General features: G+C 59.2%; 13 protein-coding genes and 1 pseudogene. 1 reads left to right on the forward strand and 13 read right to left on the reverse strand.

The window, feature by feature from the left end:
- Positions 1 to 6: 6 nt before the first annotated feature.
- The 13 genes from FP026_RS06130 to bioB form a co-directional block, all read right to left on the reverse strand.
- Positions 7 to 951 carry a glycoside hydrolase family 26 protein gene (locus FP026_RS06130; RefSeq protein WP_149633750.1) on the reverse strand — a complete coding sequence of 315 codons (945 nt, stop codon included), beginning with the start codon at positions 949 to 951 and terminating at the stop codon, positions 7 to 9.
- Positions 948 to 1,517, reverse strand: coding sequence for a DUF995 domain-containing protein (locus FP026_RS06135; protein WP_149633751.1), 570 nt, complete (start codon positions 1,515 to 1,517; stop codon positions 948 to 950). The genes FP026_RS06130 and FP026_RS06135 overlap by 4 nt, the downstream gene beginning before the upstream one ends.
- Entirely contained in the window at positions 1,501 to 2,919 is a 1,419-nt protein-coding gene (locus FP026_RS06140; protein WP_149633752.1) for a UDP-glucose dehydrogenase family protein, read from the reverse strand. Before FP026_RS06140 ends, FP026_RS06135 begins: the two co-directional genes overlap by 17 nt.
- Before the next feature lie 12 nt (positions 2,920 to 2,931).
- Complete coding sequence (locus FP026_RS06145; RefSeq protein WP_149633753.1) at positions 2,932 to 4,740, reverse strand: glycosyltransferase family 2 protein; 1,809 nt, start codon at positions 4,738 to 4,740, stop codon at positions 2,932 to 2,934.
- Positions 4,741 to 4,784: 44 nt separating this feature from the next.
- Positions 4,785 to 5,771 carry a UDP-glucose 4-epimerase GalE gene (galE, locus tag FP026_RS06150; protein WP_149633754.1) on the reverse strand — a complete coding sequence of 329 codons (987 nt, stop codon included), beginning with the start codon at positions 5,769 to 5,771 and terminating at the stop codon, positions 4,785 to 4,787.
- A complete protein-coding gene (locus FP026_RS06155; protein ID WP_149633755.1) occupies positions 5,771 to 6,784 on the reverse strand; it encodes a UDP-glucuronic acid decarboxylase family protein in 1,014 nt (337 codons plus the stop codon). Before FP026_RS06155 ends, galE begins: the two co-directional genes overlap by 1 nt.
- Before the next feature lie 569 nt (positions 6,785 to 7,353).
- On the reverse strand, positions 7,354 to 8,154 hold the full coding sequence (locus FP026_RS06165; RefSeq protein ID WP_149633756.1) for a hypothetical protein: 801 nt from the start codon (positions 8,152 to 8,154) through the stop codon (positions 7,354 to 7,356).
- 236 nt (positions 8,155 to 8,390) lie between these two features.
- Positions 8,391 to 9,071 (reverse strand): GntR family transcriptional regulator, encoded by a 681-nt coding sequence (locus FP026_RS06170; RefSeq protein WP_149633757.1) that lies wholly within the window; start codon positions 9,069 to 9,071, stop codon positions 8,391 to 8,393.
- A 115-nt stretch (positions 9,072 to 9,186) separates the two neighbouring features.
- Positions 9,187 to 10,173, reverse strand: coding sequence for a beta-ketoacyl-ACP synthase III (locus tag FP026_RS06175; RefSeq protein WP_149633758.1), 987 nt, complete (start codon positions 10,171 to 10,173; stop codon positions 9,187 to 9,189).
- A complete protein-coding gene (locus FP026_RS06180; protein WP_149633759.1) occupies positions 10,170 to 11,441 on the reverse strand; it encodes an adenosylmethionine--8-amino-7-oxononanoate transaminase in 1,272 nt (423 codons plus the stop codon). Before FP026_RS06180 ends, FP026_RS06175 begins: the two co-directional genes overlap by 4 nt.
- Before the next feature lie 13 nt (positions 11,442 to 11,454).
- On the reverse strand, positions 11,455 to 12,075 hold the full coding sequence (gene bioD, locus FP026_RS06185; RefSeq protein ID WP_149633760.1) for a dethiobiotin synthase: 621 nt from the start codon (positions 12,073 to 12,075) through the stop codon (positions 11,455 to 11,457).
- Complete coding sequence (locus FP026_RS06190; RefSeq protein WP_149633761.1) at positions 12,072 to 13,214, reverse strand: 8-amino-7-oxononanoate synthase; 1,143 nt, start codon at positions 13,212 to 13,214, stop codon at positions 12,072 to 12,074. The genes bioD and FP026_RS06190 overlap by 4 nt, the downstream gene beginning before the upstream one ends.
- Complete coding sequence (gene bioB, locus FP026_RS06195; protein ID WP_432444104.1) at positions 13,211 to 14,185, reverse strand: biotin synthase BioB; 975 nt, start codon at positions 14,183 to 14,185, stop codon at positions 13,211 to 13,213. Before bioB ends, FP026_RS06190 begins: the two co-directional genes overlap by 4 nt.
- Positions 14,186 to 14,639: 454 nt before the next feature.
- Between bioB and FP026_RS06200 the strand changes: the two are divergent.
- Positions 14,640 to 15,191: pseudogene (locus FP026_RS06200) on the forward strand (CGNR zinc finger domain-containing protein).
- Positions 15,192 to 15,233 lie beyond the last annotated feature (42 nt).

Here is a 15,233-nt window from a genome sequence, read left to right on the forward strand (position 1 = left end):
GTTGGTTCAGTTCAACAGAGGACTGACAACGCGCCAGTCCGGCCGTCCGAGGCCATGAGGCCACGGATAGACCTCGCGATCGTCGAAATACACCACCCCCGCGATGTTCTTGAATTCATCATGCGGTTTGGCGGCTTCTTCAGCCCAGGCATGGACATAGGCTTCGCTTCCCTGGTAGCCCAGCTCCGCGATAACGATCGGCTTTCCGTAGGCTTTGACGCGGTCATAGCCCGGTTTGGTCGCTTCGACGAAGGTCGAGTCACGCCCGAGCATGAGCTGGTCGAAAGGCTGATAGCCGAAGACCGAGAGGCCCACGACATCGACATATCGATCTCCCGGATAATAGGCTTCGAGCCCTTCCTTGCCCATCGGCGACCACATATATTTGGCGGATGGAAGATCGCGGCGGCAGACATCGACGGCATGTCTATATGCCTTCACATATTGCGACGGGCTCCAGTAGGCCCAGGTGAACTGCCCGTTCTTCTCATCCATTTCATGGGCCCAGCGAATGGTAACGGGTTGCTTGAGCTTGGCGGCGGCAGAGCATATCGCTGCCATGTTCGCATCGTAGTGCCCATCCATGATCCCCTGGAAAAGATCGTCCGGCGTGACACGCCAGTTGCGTGCCCAGGACCAGGGCTCGACTGTAATCAGCAGCGAGCGCCCTCGCTGGCGGGCATAGCTGTCCGCGACCCCAAGCGTCGATAGATCCACATCCTCCCAGGGAAGGAAGAGATGCTCGATCTTGGGATTGGGGTCATTCGAGAAATCGCCGTTCGGATCGTATGCGCCTGATGGCAACGATTGCGGCGTTATGATCGGCCTCTTGTCATGGAACATGTTTTGACTGCCGCCCGCCGTTTCGAGACCATTGTTGGCGGCGTAGATCGCTCCAGACAAACCTGCGAAGCAAACGACGGCTGCGGTAAACTTGAATGCCGTTTTCATTGGACTGCCTCCTTCTTCAGTTCGGCCTTGCTCGTGTTCAAGGTGGCTTTCACGATGCTCAGTCGTTCAGTAACCAGATCGTTGGCGACCAACTTTTGCGCCTCATCGGCGTCTTTGGCCGCGGCATGGCGAAATATGAACCATGCCCCACCGGGCTCGCGCTTCTGGTATACGGTTTCATTGAATATGCGGTGCAGAAAGCAGGTCTTGGCCGGGAACTTACCGTTCGCCGCGTACCAGGTCGCTTCAAAGCACATACGGCCCGCATCGCTTACGCTCCAGCGGCCCTCGGCCCAGGATTTGCCTTCCTTGCCGTCGACCCAGGCCGCGAAACGACGATCTGCGTCCTGCATTTGCCCTGCGCCATCTGGCCATTGCCAGCTCTTGTCGCGATAGAGTTGGTAGAGCTCGAACGCGGTCATGGGGCGAGCGTCGACCGGCAATTTGAGGCTCTTGCCCGCGGCGGCCGCGCTGCTTGACGTAACAGATCCGAGGACGATGACGGCGGCGAGCGTCGCCACACCTGCGCGGATCAGAAGGCTCGGTTTGTTATATGATGATGCCATTGTCTTTCTCCCGCATAGTAATTGGTATGACTTTCGCGGCGCTCAGAGATTTGTTCCTCTGTCTCGCCATGCTTCGAACATCGCCCTTTGTGCTGGCCGAGTTTCCGATGGTGGAAATGCGGAATCCGAGTTGCGCGGCAGCTTCCTTGCGAAAGGCGTTTCTGAGATCCACCAGGATCGGCTGGCGCATGTTCGCCTTGAGTTGGATCAGGTCGAGGTTCTTGATGATTGCCCATTCCGTCATGACGACCGCCACATCGGCATTTCGCGCGCAGTCATAGGGATCGTCGCAGAACACCACGTCATCGAGGACCTTCGCGGCGTTCTCGATGCCCATGGGATCATAGGCTCGAATATGGCCGCCAAAGCGCTGGAGGGCTTCGATCAGCGAGACCGAGGGCGCTTCGCGCATGTCGTCCGTGTCGGGCCTGCATGTGAGGCCGAGAACGGCGATGGTCAGACCGTCTATATTGCCGCCAAGCGCTTCGACGACCCTTAGCGCCATGCGCCGTTTGCGGGCGTCATTCGCCGCAACGGTTTCCTCGATCACCCGCAGCGCGACGCCATAGTCCTGCGCGGTTCGCAGAAGAGCGAGCGTATCCCCTGGAAAGCAGGAGCCGCCGAAGCCGGGACCTGCCGCCAGGAAGGTCGTGCCTATGCGCTTGTCCAATCCTATGCCGAGCGCCAGTTCCTCGACATCGCTGCCCAGACGTTCGCAAAGATCGGCGAGCTCGTTGATGAAGGTTATTTTCGTCGCCAGAAATGCGTTGGCCGCATATTTGATCAATTCCGATGTTCGCCGCGCCGTCACGACAACCGGTATGTCCTGGAGATCCATCGGGTCTGCATAGAGTTCGAGTAGGCGCTTATGGGCACGCTCGTCGTCGACACCGATAACGACACGGTCCGGCGTAAGCGAATTCCGTACAGCAACGCCTTCGCACAGGAATTCCGGATTGGAGGCCACGGAAAATGCGCCCGGCTTCCGTATCGCGGCGATGATCTTCTGCACCATGTCGCCGGTGCCGACGGGCACGGTCGTTTTAACGACGACAACCGTGTCGTCCGCTATCAACGGCGCAAGATCGCTTGCAACACGGTAGAGGCAGGAAAGATCGGGTTCCCCCCGATCGGTGCGAGGCGGAGTGCTGACGGCGATAAAGACGATAGCCGCTTTCTTGACCGCTTGGGCGAGGTTGCAGGTGAAATCAAGTCGTCCCGACGCACAGTTTCGTTCGACCATTTCGTCGAGGTGCGGCTCGTAGATCGGCATTCTGCCCTGTCGCAAACCGGCAATCTTCGGCGGATCCTTGTCCACGCAGACGACGGTGTGACCCCACTCGGCGAAGCAGGCGCCGCTAACCAAACCCACATATCCCGTTCCGACAACAGCTATCTTCATGGTTTGTTGCGCCTATGCGCCCCTCCTGCTGGGAACTTCCGTCATTGCGTTGGCGTCATGCCAGTGCGGATCGAACATGATCCGATGCAGCTTGCGTCCGCTGACGCCTGCCCCTGCCACCGACGAACGCTCCACGAAAAGCGCATAGCCGCTCGTGCTCCACGTCAGCGACAGCACTCCTTCGGCACCGCGCTCCGTGGCGGCAAATCCTGGCAGAGCGATGAGAACGAGCATTGCGCTTGCAACGGCAGGACGATAGAAGCGGCTGCTCATGGAGATGGTATTCTCCTGCACGTGCTTCAGAACGATCACCAACAGCAGCAGCGTGTAGATCGCCGCATTCATGGTCGCGAAGATAAAGAATCCGCTCGTTTCTCCAGCATCGTGAACCATGAAGACAGGTACGATGGAGATGAGAGACAGAAATGCATAAGGCGACAGCACGCGGAAGGGCAGTGGATCGACATTGGACGTGCCTTTCGGGGTGACACGAAAATCGACGAAAGATCCAGTCGTCCAATCCCGTATCGCTGCGATTGTCCCGGCGAACGCCCATGGCCAGCGCGCGAACAGAAACAGCGTCACTTCCCAGCTGAGAATCTTGGCATCTACCGGCCTGAACGTGCCGGTACGGCGCCAGCGATAGGCGAACGCGATCAGCAGGAGCGATTGCGGCAGGAAGTGCAGCAGGAAATCGGGATAGGACACATTGACGAAGTTCCGTCCTACCATGAGCGCTATTATCGGCAGCGCGAACATCAGTGCCATGAACAGCGAAAACAGCGGGTACCATAGCTGCGAGAACAGGAATTGCGCCCTTAGCCGAGGCGGCAGGCAGGGAAGCAATTTGGGCGAATACTGCAGCAAGATCATCATCAGGCTGCGCGACCACTGGAATTCCTGCGTGATGAGATCGGTAAAGGTGCGCGGACCATCGCCATGAGCAATGGCATCGATGGCATGAACGCCGCGCCAGCCATGTGCATTCATCATGAGCGTCGTCGAATGATCTTCGGCGAGTTCAGGCCCGAGGCCGCCGATCTCTTTCAGGGCTGCAGTGCGAACGGCATAGTGTGAGCCGATGCAGAGCGGTGCCAGGCCGTTGTTGAAACCGGCTTGCAGCGATCCATGCATGCTTGCTTCGGCATAAAGACGTCCCCGCGCAGCCCAGCTCTCGCGAGCGTTGCTGTCGCAGATGCTCGGCGCAGATACGTAACCGATCGCGGGATCGGCGAACGGGCGCAGCATCTGGTAAAGATAGTCCTGGCTCGGCACGTGATCGGCATCGAGCTGGACGACAAAGTCATAACGTTCATAGCCGTAATGGTCATAGAAGAAGGCGAGATTTCCCTCCTTGCAGCGCGTGCGGCGCGGCCATGTCTTGCGGTGATAATCGTCCCGCCCTTTGCGGGTGCATAATTGAACGCCATGCCTGCGGCACCAATCGATCGTCGCAGGTGAGGGATCTTCGTCGGCCAGCCAGGTATCGTGCGGCACCTCCTGTGCCAGCATGGCTTCCAGGGTGCGGGCGACGACATCGAACGGTTCGGACGGCGCCTTTGTCACCACCATCGCCATCCGGCTGCCCGCCTGCAGACGCAGTGGTCCGTTCGGCTTCCGTGCACGATAGAATACGGCGACGAAATAGGCCGGAAGAAGGCTCGTCCATGCCAGAACGGTGGTGATCAGGATGGATCCGAGCGCATCGACATGATGGGCCGGCAAGAGCCACCAGCTCCAAAGATAAACGAGTGCCGCAAACCATATCGCGGCACAGACGATATATTCCACGCGCCGATAGCCTGAAAGGATGGGAACCATCAGTGGCTCGTCCTGTGCGGCGGATCTGCTTATCCTGGGCGTTCTCACGATTGTGTCTCCAATCCGAAGAATGGAGCTGCCGTTCGGATGATGGTTCCGATATCGGAGTACAGGGGTTGGAAGCCGAGTTTTTCGGCGGCGAGATCCGCCGCCGCATAGAGCGACGGCGGATCACCCGGCCGGCGAGGGCGCATCGCAACCGGCACGGGATGTTTCGAGGCAAGTCCAATGGCGTCCAGAACCTCCCTGATCGACGTTCCGCGGCCGGTTCCGAGATTGATGGCGAGATTGGCGCCGCCCGCCATCAGATACTGGACGGCGAGAGCATGGCCGCGAGCCAGATCCATGACGTGGATGTAATCGCGGACGCAGGTGCCATCTGGCGTATCGTAATCATCGCCATAGACCTCGAGGCAGTCGATGGACCCCGTCGCGGCGAGCATTGCGCGGGGGATCAAATGTGTCTCTGGAGTGTGCCATTCGCCGAGCTCCTGCTCGGGGTCAGCTCCCGCCGCATTGAAATAGCGCAACGCGACATAACGAAGCCCGTAGGCTGCCGCGTAGTCCGCCAGCATGTGTTCGGCTATGAGCTTCGTGCGGCCATAGGGATTTATGGGACGCTGCGGCTCACATTCGCGGATCGGCAGTTGATCCGGTATGCCATAGACCGCGCAGCTCGATGAAAAGATGAGCTTGTCGATACCGGTGGTGCGGCAGGCTTCCAGCAGTGAATGCGTGCCGTTGACGTTGTTGGCGTAGTATTTCGCCGGCTCTTCGACGGATTCGCCGACATAGGCCGAAGCTGCGAAATGGATGACCGCCTGAGGCTGATATCTCCTGATGGTCTCGACTAGGCGACGCGTGTTGAGAATATCCCCCTCTATGAACGGTCCCCAGCGGACCGATTCAAGATGGCCGGTGGAAAGATTGTCATAGACGACCGGTTCGTAACCTTCTCTATGCAAAAGCTTGGCCGTGTGGCTGCCGATGAAGCCGGCACCGCCCGCGACGAGGATGGTGCGCGCGGACATCAGATGACCTCTACGAGTTCGCTGCCTTGCCGATGAAGCTGGCGTTCGAAATAGGCGGCCGTCGACTTCAGACCTTCGGCCAGAGCGACCGTCGGCTCCCATCCCAAGTCCCGCTTTGCGATCATGATGTCGGGACGACGCTGGCGAGGGTCGTCGATTGGCAGCGGTTTGTAGACAATTTTCGAAGGCGATCCCGTCAGCGCAATGACCTGTTCGGCAAGTTCGCGGACGCTGAATTCGGCCGGATTGCCCAGATTGATTGGCGAATGAAGCGCGGCCGGATTGCCCATCAGCCGAACGAAACCCTCGATAAGATCGTCGACATAGCAGAACGAGCGCGTCTGCGATCCGTCGCCGTAGACGGTAATATCCTGCCCCTTGAGGGCCTGAACGATAAAATTGGAAACGACGCGGCCATCATCCGGACGCATGCGCGGCCCGTAGGTATTGAAGATGCGCGCGATCCTGATGTCCACGCCATGTCTCATATGAAAATCATAGAAAAGCGTTTCGGCCGAGCGCTTTCCCTCGTCATAGCAGGAGCGCGGGCCAAACGAATTGACATGGCCCCAATAGCGTTCCGGTTGCGGATGCACCTGCGGGTCTCCGTAGATTTCCGAGGTCGAAGCCTGGAATATGCGGGCCTGGTGGCGTGCCGCCAGTTCAAGCAGGTTTAGAGCCCCGAAAACGCATGTCTTCATCGTATGGATCGGGTCTGCCTGATAGTGCACGGGTGATGCGGGACAGGCCAGATTATAGATCTCGTCGACCGGCAGATCGATGGGATTGACGATATCGTGGCGAACGAAGCTGAAGGCGTCGTAGCGGAGCAGATGCCGCAAATTCTCCGTCCGGCCCGTCGAGAAGTCGTCGGCACAGATGACTTGACAGCCATCCCGCAATAGCCACTCACAGAGATGAGAACCCAGAAAACCAGCGCCGCCAGCAACAAGAACGGTACGGCGTTCGGAATTTCTCGAATACAAATTCGTATATCTGAGCGGCATATTCATAGAACTCTCCACTTTTACGATGAAACACAAACATAGCCGCGACGGCTGTACTGCACATTTGCCGTGTTTTTCCTCGATCCGAAATATAGTTTCGGAGAGGACTATGATTAATAAATTACTAATGTCTGAGGTTTCTGTCGTTATCAGGGAATTCGAGATTTTTACAATCTGTACATTTGTTGACCGAAAAAGACGTTAGGTAAGCGAAACCAAACGCTTCCGGCAAAAAGCCATCACTGACCGCTTTCCAGCGGGGTCATTCGGCATCGGCAATCAGAATTCCCGTCTTCTCTGCAATTTGCCGCATGGCACGAAGCATTGCCTTCGTCGCCTGCTAGAAAAACTGCCTTTGGATTCCGGACATTCGCAACGATCACTTTTGCAACGGGACGCTGTGCCCCCGTCGGCGTTCTCGTGCTGGGCCTCGTCGGCTTCACCCTCAATCGTATTGCCTATGCGCTGGAGGCCTATCTGCTACGCTGGCAACCCTGACAGACCGCGTAAGCAGCAACGATTTCCTTCGGCGGCCCGTGCCGTCGGTCATTATGACAACAGCTGCCGATCGATCGCTATTGCGCGAGCATATCGGCGAGCGCGTGCCGCATGGACGTGCTCGGAATACCAAAAAGGCCGCCATAGGGCAGATCAAGATCAAGGATGACAAACATGACGCTCGCCACCGAAATGATGGCGACGGCGACAATGGAGCCCGCCAGCGGATTTCTGGGGGCCTGAAGACCGAAGCTCAGAAATACCAGCATAAGCCAGAAGATCAGGACATCGAGAAACGGCGTCGAAAGCGAGCCGTGCGCATCTTCTATAACGGTCCATCGCGCGACCACGAGATTGCTGAAGAGCTGATTGCAACGGGCCACAAGGACCTGATGCAGGGAATCGCTTGGCTGCTGGTGGGCAATGCCGAGCCCTATGGTGTTCAGAAGTGCCCCCAGGGCAGGCGCTTCGCCAATCAAAGGTAATTTTGATACGTCAGGATATGTCATTCCCGGCGGAAGCGGCTCTCCGGGCCAAGTGCTGGCGATGACGGCGGCGGTGTAGCTGCGCAGGAGTTGTCTCTCGCTATCCAATGCGGCGCCGTAGTTTTTGAGGCAGGCGTCCATTTCCGCCAAGCCGGCGGCGTAGCGGTTGCGATCATGGGACGCCGTTGTGAAGGCGGTCAGCTCCGATGCCAAAAGCAGGCTCATGACAAGTGCCGCAAACGTCACGAGCAAGGCCGTCACGACGCGAAGGTAATCTATCGTCTCGGTACCGCGGTGCGGAGCAGGCAATCTGGTGCGCAACATCGAACCGACCGCGGCGCTCAATATGAGGAGAACAAACAAAATCAGCGTCCAGATGGCTTCTCGCGGCATCGAAACATGCTCCGGCTACATCTGGCCATTGACTATGTCATGTATAACGATGGAGCGGGAGGGAAAACTTCGCTGGCCCTTCCCCGAGTTCAAGAGCTTCTGGCGCGCAGACGAAACGCTGCATCCCCGGTTTCTATCTGCTCAAGAGCAATTCATTTAAACTTGGCATAGGCGCTTTGTAAATCTGCAAATACCGGCCGGCTGATCGAGTATCTTCGCAACCTATTCGCTTGAGATTAAAGCAACTTTGTTTGAAGGTAAGTTGCTTCACGAAGGTTCTTTTTGCCCGGTTGTGGCGAGGGTTTCTGGCCCACCCATTGCACATGGCGCGAAAGGACCGCTGTGGCACCTTCCAGGTTTCCGCCACGCAACGCCGCAAGGATTGCACGATGATCGCGATCGGTCGGTGCCTCCCATTCGGTTCGCCAGCCGGAAAACAGGAAGCGCGCGCTGACGGCGTGCAGGTCATCGATTGTCTTCAGCAAGCGTGGCATGTTGCAAGGAGACAGAATGATGCGATGGAATGCCCGGTTCGCCTCTTCCCATGCCTGCACGTCAACCGCGCGGTCGCCGGCACGGGTGGCCTCCTCGGCCTGATCCAGAATGGCCATGGTCATATGAGGCGCGGCGTTGCGGAGCGCCAACACCTCGAGAGCGGCGCGCATTTCAGCGACTTCGCGAACTTCTTCGAGGCTAAAGCCGGCCACACGCACGCCCTTGCGCGGCTCGCTGATCACCAGTCCTTGGGATTCAAGGCGGCGGAAGGCCTCGCGCACCGGCACATGGCTGGTGCCAAACTCCTCAGCAATGTGGTCCTGCCTCAGCTTGGCGCCGGCGTCGATCTCCCCTGAAATAATGCGATCCGCGAGTGTCCGGCTTATCCGCACAGCGATAGGATCATCTTTTGCAACGCTCATTGAATTATCATCGGTTTGAGAATGGGTGCGCATCGACTCAACGCCCTAAGCTTAACTGGCTCTGCATCGATTCTCCATATTGCTCATAGAATTGTCGCTGTTCGATCGCACTGGCTTAGATTGTCAGGACGACAGCCCCGCCCGCCAATCCTGCACCGGCTGCGGCCATGAGAAGGCGCTCTCCGAATTTGAACGGTTTGCGGCGGTTTTCGACGGAAAGAGACAGGGGAATGGTCGCAGCCGAAGAATTGCCGAATTCCGCGATCGTGCTGACAAGCTTGCTTTCCTCCAATTCGAGGCCATGGCGAACGGCGTCGCAAAGACGGAGGTTAGCCTGATGCGGAATGAAGCGGTCGATGGCGGAGATCGTTAAGGCTGCCTCGTCCATCGCCTGGCGTGAGGTGCGTGTCATCAGTTCGACAGCGCGGGAAAAGACCTCGCGCCCATCGCGCATCGTCATCAGCACTTGGTCCGTTGCAGTTTCTGAAGAAAAAGGCCTGTTGCTGCCGCCGGATGGGATGGTGATCAGATCGTAGCCACTCCCATCCGAAGCCAGGGTCGCTGCTTTAAGACAACTTTGACCATTGCTGCAGGGGGCAAGCACGACCGCGCCGGCGCCATCCGCGAACAGAACGGCGCTGGCGCGTTCCGCCGGGTTGATGCGGCGGCTGAGAATATTGGCGGCCACGACGAGCACCGCTCGCCCATGCGCACGCACGAAACCGTCCGCCAGCGTCAGCGCGTAGAGGAAGCCGGAGCAAGCTCCGGCAAGATCGATGGCCCCGGAATTTCGCAAGCCGAGCTTGTGCGCCAGAAGCGGCGCCGAGGGCGGCAAGAGATGATCCGGCGTCGAGGTGGCAAGCAGGGTCATAGCAATCTCGCCCGGCGCAATCCCGGCATCCTCAAGGGCCATTTTTCCGGCCTCCGCCGCAAGGCCGCTCAACGTGTCCCCCTCGGTTGCCCAATGGCGGGATCGGATACCGGTGCGCCTTTCGATCCAGCCTGCCTCGAGGCCGAGCCGGCTTTCGATTTCCGCATTTTGGACGATGCGGGATGGAACCGCGTGACCGAATCCGGCGAGACGGGAGGTGAGGGGCGTCAAGATGCAGTCTCCTCCAGAACGAGCGAGGCGACTTCATCGATCGCGTTATAGGCGGCCGCGACATCCTCGGCGCTCGCGCAATAGGGTGGCATCAGGTAGATGACGTTTCCGAGCGGGCGCACAAGCAACCCGCGTTCGCGAAACAGTTTGCGCATGCGCGGCCCCGCTTCGGCCAGATAGCCGCCGGAGGGCACGGCAAGATCGAGGGCGGCGATGGTGCCGCATTGCCTGACGTTTACAAATCTCGTGTCGTTCTCGAAGCGCCGCAGGTGTTGGCTGTGCTGCGCTGCAAGCTCGGCAATCCGGGCTTCCACCGGTTCGTCCTGCCAGATTTGCAGATTTGCGACCGCCGCCGCGCAGGCGATTGCATTGGCGGTGTAGGAACTCGAATGAAAAAAGGTCTTACGCCGGTCGGAAGACAGATGGGCCTCGAAAATCTCCGCGGTGCAAAGCGTTGCCGCCAGCGGCAGGGCGCCCCCGGTCAGACCCTTGGAGGTGCAGAGAATATCCGGAGTTACACCCACCCGTTCGCAGGCAAAACGCGTTCCGGTGCGACCCCAGCCGGTCATCACCTCGTCGGCGATGAACAGGCAGCCGTAACGACCGGCGATTTCCTTCAAAGCTGAGAGGACGGCGTTGCCGTAGAATTTCATGCCGCCCGCGCCGAGTACCAGCGGTTCAATCAGAATAGCTGCGACCTTTTCTGAACGGCCGACGGCTTCGAACGCGTCGAGCGTCTCCTGCTCCCGACCGGGTTCGGGGAAAGGGAGACGGTCGACGCCGAAAAGCAGCGGCTCGAAGGGTGCATTGAACACGCCGCGCTCTCCCGCGGACATGGTGCCGATCGTGTCGCCATGATAGCCGTGTTCCATCACGACGATGCGATCACGCGCGACGCCGCGATTGTGGAAGGTGCCGAGCGCCATCTTGATCGCCACCTCGACCGCCGTCGATCCGCTGTCCGAATAGAAGACGTGTTTCAGTCCGGAGGGCGCGAAGTCGACCAGACGTTCGGCGAGGACTTCCGCCGGTTCATGAGTGAATTCAGCGAAGATGATCTGGTCGTAGGCCTCCGTCGCCTCGCGGATTGCCGCCATGATGCCGGGATGGCGATGGCCATGGGTGATCACCCACCATGACGAGATTGCGTCGAGGATGCGATTGCCGTCATTGTCGAACAGATATGCGCCTTCGGTCGCGACGATCCGCTTCATCGGCGGTTCGAGGGCATGCTGTGTGAATGGGTGCCAGACGGGTGAGGGGGTCATGCGTGTGCCTCCATCAGGCGGCAGTGTCGAAGTTTTCGCGGAAAGCGCGGTGCAGGGTTTCACGCGTCAGGTTTTTCAGCAGGGGCAGCCGTCCTAGCACCTTCACTCGCCCTATGGCGGCGATGGTCGCTTGGCTGTCGGCATTTTCCGGCCCGATGAAAGCCACACCGCAAATGGGGATGTCGCGGCTACGCAGTGCCTCGACGGACAGCAGGGTATGATTGATGGTGCCAAGCGACGTTCGGGCACAGAGAATGACGGGAATGCGCCATCGTGCGAACACATCGGCAAAAACCGTATTTTTCGTAAGCGGGACCAGCAGACCGCCGGCCCCTTCGATGACCAGCGCATCGGCGCAGGCCGGAGGTTCAAGCCGGGCCGGGTCGATTTCCACGCCGTCGAGGCGAGCCGAAAGATGCGGTGAGAGCGCGGCGGAAAGGCGATAGGCTTCCGGTAGGATATGCTCAGCCGGCAGCCCGCTCAGTCGGGCGATGGTGTCGCTATCCGTCTCGGCCTCCAGTCCGGATTGCACGGGTTTCCAGTAGCGGGCGTTCAGTGCACCTACGAGTGCCGCAGCAAACACCGTCTTGCCGATGCCGGTATCCGTCCCGGTTACCACGAAGCGGGTGGTCATCTTCTATGTTCCTCCATGGCAGCGGCCAGGCAATCCAGCATGCGCGCAATTTGCTCTGGATCGACGTTGAGCGTGATCGACAGCCGTAGGCGCGCCGTGCCCTCCGGCACGGTTGGGGGGCGGATCGCACGGATGTCGAGCCCTTGAGCCTGAAGAGTTTCGGCAATTCGGACTGCACGCGCGTTGTCACCGATGATAACCGGCTGGATCTGTGACCCGCTCGGCTGGATGCCGAATCGGCTTTTCAATCCGTCGCCGACAGAAGCGACCAGACGTTCCAAGGTTTCGCGGCGCTCAGGCTCGTCATCCACCATGCGCAAGGCCTCGCGCACACCCGCCGCCATTAGAGGAGAGGGTGCGGTGGAATAGATAAAGGCGCGGGCGCGGTTGACGAGATAATCGGCCAGCACGCGGGGGACCGCCAGCAAAGCTCCCGAAACACCCAGCGCCTTGCCGCAGGTATGCAGAGCAAGCACGTTTTCCCGGCCTTCGAACCCCGCTGCCAGTCCTCGGCCGCCCGCGCCGAAAACGCCGGTGGCATGGGCCTCGTCGACCACTAGAAAGCCGTCATGACGGTCGGCAATATCGATGAGGGCGGCAAGCGGCGCCCTGTCGCCGTCCATGGAATAGAGGCTCTCGACTGCAATCCAAGGGCGGCCTCTGCCGCCATTCCTTCGCCAGTTTCGGATGGCTTCATCGAAGGCGTTCGCATCGTTGTGGTCGATGCTGACTGCCGCCGCCTTGCTGGCTGCAATGCCCTCATGCGCGCTGGCATGGATGAGCGCGTCGTACACGATCAGATCTTCACGCCGTGGCAGAGTGGAGAAAAGCGCGGAATTGGCGGCATAGCCGCTGCCGAAATAAAGCACGCTTTCCACGCCGAAAAATTCGGCGGCTTCCGCCTCCAGCGCTTCGTGTTCGGGGTGGTTGCCGCGCAGCAGGCGCGAGCCCCCTGCGCCCGCCGGAACGCCCCGTTCCATCGCAACCATGATCGCCGCCTTGAGGCGTGGTGCACTTGCGAGAGCGAGAAAATCATTGGACGTAAAGTCCACGCCCTGCTGCGGCACAAGGCTGCGCAGCCGCGCCTTGCGCCGCAAGCCCTCAAGCGTGGCGGCATAATCCGAAACTATCGCCGTCACACCGCCGGCTCCAGCGGCATGGGAGAAAGGCCGAGGCGGCGGAAGAGCGTTGTGTCGTGATCCTCGCCGGGATTATCTGCCGTCAGCAGGGTATCGCCGACGAATATGGAGTTGGCGCCCGCGAAGAAACAGAGCGCCTGCATCTCGTCGCTCATCTCGGTGCGTCCGGCCGAAAGGCGCAGATGCGAGGTCGGCATGAGGATGCGCGCCAGTGCGATCGTGCGGACGAAATCGATCGGATCGACAGGTGCTGCGTCCGCCAGCTTCGAACCGGGAATGGGGATGAGCTGGTTGATCGGCACACTTTCCGGCGGCACGGGCAGGTTCGCCAGCGTCAGCAGCATCGAGATCCGGTCGTCGACCGTCTCGCCCATGCCCAGGATTCCGCCGGCACAGACCTTGATGCCGGCCATGCGCACGGTTTCCAGCGTATCGAGGCGGTCTTCGAAGCTTCGGGTGGTGATGATCTCGGAATAGAAGCGCTCGGACGTGTCGATGTTGTGGTTGTAGTAGTCGAGGCCAGCTTCCGCGAGCTCTCCCGCCTGAGTTTCAGTCAGCATGCCGAGCGTCATGCAGGTTTCCATGCCAAGTGCTTTCACGCCCTCGACCATGGCGACCAGCGTGTCCATATCGCGGTCCTTCGGACTGCGCCATGCCGCGCCCATGCAGTAGCGCGTCGCACCCGCATCCTTGGCCTTGCGCGCCTCCGTGAGAACGCGTTCGACTTCCATCAGCTTCGAGGCTTTCAGGCCGGTCGGATAATGGGCGGATTGGCTGCAGTACCCGCAATCCTCGGCGCATCCGCCTGTCTTGATCGACAGAAGTCGGCTCATCTGCACGGCGTTCGGGTCGAAATGCGCGCGGTGGACGGTCTGAGCCCGAAAGAGCAAATTGTTGAATGGCAAATTATAGATAGTTTTGGCTTCGCCTATCGAAATTGATGGTCCATTAGATTGATTTTCAGCGAGGATTGAGTTGAATGCATTCAATTTCTTCACGATGGTAAGGCTCCATGATAGAATTATAGATAAATTTGCATCTTAGCGATAATTTGGCAAGGGCAAATTCCGTATGGCAAATTGCGTCGTCCGGACGAAGAAGCTCCAACGTCCGTTGCTTGCCTTGGCCGGACACGCTGAGCGCCGTCATAAGCGAGCGGGCCGTCGGGAGCCTGCTTTTCCTGTCCGTCTTCGGAACGATCGTCGCCTATACGCTCTATCTGCGGCTTCTGAAGACGTGGGTACAGCTAGAACGGGTCTATATGCCTTTGCTTCACCTATCATCGCGCTTGCGGTCGGAGCGTGGCTCCGTGGCGAGACAATCGGCCCCGCCGAGATCGGTGGCACTATACTGTTGCTGTTTGCGGCTGGCATCGCGCTATAGCATCGGAGGAAGCATCATACAGAAATGGACAGGAACTGAGCCATGTCCTTACCGCACCGTATCGCCGGCAACATCGCGCCGGATCTCGCCAACACCGTATCCTGGCGTGGTACGGATCGCGAGATCGATCATCTGGCAAGCGCCGAGGATATTTTGGCATGGGCAAAGGAAGCTAGTTTGGTCGATCGCAGTTACGCTTTGGGTGCTAGGGAATGCGATGTGTTGGTCAACCGGACCCACGCGTTGCGCTTAGCGATAGGTCAAGCCGGCGCGGCGATTGCGCAGGGCAGGGAGCCGCCGGTATCCGCCTTGAATATTATTCGCGATTTCGCCGCGAGCGCTCTCCGGGCCGCAGCTATCTCGGGAGTTCCCGCAATTTTCAAGTTTGAGGGCCTCGACCAGATTGCCGGTGCTATCGCCTGGACCGCGTTGGATCTGCTTCGCGGTGATGAATTATTCCGGCTGAAGTAATGTCCGTCGGACGATTGCCAATGGCTATTCATCGACCGCACGAAGAGTCTCTCGCGCCGCTGGTGCGACATGGCCACTTGCGGCAACCGCGCCAAGAAGCATACACGACGGCATGGCACCTGATGGTCGATCTATAGCCATACGCTAGCAACTAAAGTCATTTCA

It is taken from the genome of Martinezella tropici (assembly GCF_008370325.1).
In the GTDB taxonomy this organism is placed as follows: domain Bacteria; phylum Pseudomonadota; class Alphaproteobacteria; order Rhizobiales; family Rhizobiaceae; genus Rhizobium; species Rhizobium tropici_B.

Bases quoted from the DNA above. Each gene is read 5' to 3' on its own strand.
- FP026_RS06130 (WP_149633750.1), bottom strand. From the start codon at position 951: ATGAAAACGGCATTCAAGTTTACCGCAGCCGTCGTTTGCTTCGCAGGT.
- FP026_RS06135 (WP_149633751.1), bottom strand. From the start codon at position 1,517: ATGGCATCATCATATAACAAACCGAGCCTTCTGATCCGCGCAGGTGTG.
- FP026_RS06140 (WP_149633752.1), bottom strand. From the start codon at position 2,919: ATGAAGATAGCTGTTGTCGGAACGGGATATGTGGGTTTGGTTAGCGGC.
- FP026_RS06145 (WP_149633753.1), bottom strand. From the start codon at position 4,740: ATGGTTCCCATCCTTTCAGGCTATCGGCGCGTGGAATATATCGTCTGT.
- galE (WP_149633754.1), bottom strand. From the start codon at position 5,771: ATGTCCGCGCGCACCATCCTCGTCGCGGGCGGTGCCGGCTTCATCGGC.
- FP026_RS06155 (WP_149633755.1), bottom strand. From the start codon at position 6,784: ATGAATATGCCGCTCAGATATACGAATTTGTATTCGAGAAATTCCGAA.
- FP026_RS06165 (WP_149633756.1), bottom strand. From the start codon at position 8,154: ATGCCGCGAGAAGCCATCTGGACGCTGATTTTGTTTGTTCTCCTCATA.
- FP026_RS06170 (WP_149633757.1), bottom strand. From the start codon at position 9,071: ATGAGCGTTGCAAAAGATGATCCTATCGCTGTGCGGATAAGCCGGACA.
- FP026_RS06180 (WP_149633759.1), bottom strand. From the start codon at position 11,441: ATGACCCCCTCACCCGTCTGGCACCCATTCACACAGCATGCCCTCGAA.
- bioD (WP_149633760.1), bottom strand. From the start codon at position 12,075: ATGACCACCCGCTTCGTGGTAACCGGGACGGATACCGGCATCGGCAAG.